General features: G+C 47.1%; 2 protein-coding genes. One reads left to right on the top strand and one right to left on the bottom strand.

Features of this window, described 5'->3' with window-relative positions; translation table 11 throughout:
• Nucleotides 1-128 precede the first annotated feature (128 nt).
• The gene (locus AC805_RS02690) at nt 129-701 is read right to left on the bottom strand and encodes a hypothetical protein (RefSeq protein WP_055073986.1); all 573 of its coding nucleotides are present in this window, start codon (nt 699-701) and stop codon (nt 129-131) included.
• Between the two features lie 38 nt (nt 702-739).
• On the opposite strand from AC805_RS02690, the gene AC805_RS02685 reads away from it, so the two are divergent.
• Entirely contained in the window at nt 740-1,486 is a 747-nt protein-coding gene (locus AC805_RS02685) for an SDR family oxidoreductase (protein ID WP_055073985.1), read from the top strand.
• Nucleotides 1,487-1,648 lie beyond the last annotated feature (162 nt).

The following is a 1,648-nucleotide window of genomic DNA, read 5'->3' as shown; positions in this document are numbered from 1 at the left end:
TATAGCTATAGCCAAATAAGTTAAGACATAAAACCCAGAAGAGTGTTGCGGCGCGAAGCGCCGCAACACTCTTCTGGGTTTTGTTTTTGCCCTGACATAACTGGCTACAGCTATAAATATGCGGCTGCTTACTTTTTTGCCTTGGGCAGTAGCTTTGGCGATCGCAAAACTTTAATAGCTGCTAATCCTGTAATCGCTCCATAGATCGCTCCCTGCAATACACTTGCTAGCAGGCTAGATTGCAACATATAGCCGAGATTTAGTCCAAGGGCACTCAGTGAAAGGGCGATCGCACTGGCAAATAACCACAACCCGCCCGCGCGAAACGATTTCAGTAATTGCCACTGGCATATCCCCACAATTGTGCCGATAATTGCAAAATCGATCGCCAAAATCGAGAGCGTTGATAAGCTTTGTTCCTGCGCACGCAGGGATAGGGATGGCGTAAAAAACACAACCGCTAACCCCATGCTCCAGCCACATAAAGTCAGGGGCAGCCACCAACCTTCCTTGGCAAAACGATCGCGCAACACCATTGATTGGGCGATAGAAATCCCCACACCATGCAGAATCTCATTGAGAAAAATACGCGATCGCAGATCGTAGGGATCTTCCCAAATGAAGCAGGGTAATAGCGTATTGCCAACAATATTGGCAATTAGCCATAGCCACCAAAAGCTGCGTCCTACTTTTTTTGACATAGACTGTTGACGTAGAATCAAGGAAAACAAGTTAAACCATGACAGATACAGTATCAGGTAAATTGCTAGAGAAATTAACAGGCAAACGGGCGATTGTTACTGGTGCAAGTAGTGGAATTGGCAAAGAAGTCGCGCTGAGGCTTTTACAAGCGGGTGCGGAGGTAGGGCTTGTTAGTCGCAATCCCGATCGCATTCTTAGCGAATTGCCCATGCACAGTCATGCTAAAGCCTATGCCATTGACTTAGGCAAGATGGAGCGGGTTTCTAGCGAAATGCAAGCAGTCGTTGCCGATATGGGCGGCGTGGATATTTTAATCAATAACGCAGGGATGGCTTATATTGGGGAGCTGATCAATATGCCCCTCACCGAATGGCAGAAATTATTTGACCTGAATCTTACGAGTGTATTTCTGAGCTTACAAGCGGTATTGCCCACAATGCGATCGCAGAAAAACGGCACAATTATCAACGTAGCCTCAATCGCTGGTAAGCAAGGGTTTCCCAACTGGGCGGCTTACTGTGCTAGTAAATTTGCTCTATTAGGATTGACCCAAGCGATCGCTGCCGAAGAACAGTCTCACGGCATCAAGATCATGTCCATCTGTCCTGGTTCCGTCGATACCCCACTATGGGATAGCCTTGGTGATAAAGTGCCCCCAAGTTTCAATCGAGCCGCCATGCTTCGACCCGAGACCGTTGCTGAGTCAATCATGACTTTAGTCAATCTCCCCGCCGATGCCATAGTCAATGAGCTAGTCCTAATGCCCAATGCAGGCACTTTTTAGCCGAACCCCCAAAAGATAAGTGGCGGCGCAAAGCGCCGCCACTTATCTTTTGGGGGGTTATACTAAATCACAAAATGGCTACGCCATTTTGTGATTTTAAAATCCTTACTGGGTTTGGTTTTCAATTCCCAAAAGTGTAGCCACACTTTTGGGAATTGGTAT

This window comes from Pseudanabaena sp. 'Roaring Creek', assembly GCF_001402795.1.
In the GTDB taxonomy this organism is placed as follows: domain Bacteria; phylum Cyanobacteriota; class Cyanobacteriia; order Pseudanabaenales; family Pseudanabaenaceae; genus Pseudanabaena.
Note: the sequence above shows the minus strand (reverse complement) of the source record. Positions and strands in the feature narration are given on the sequence as shown.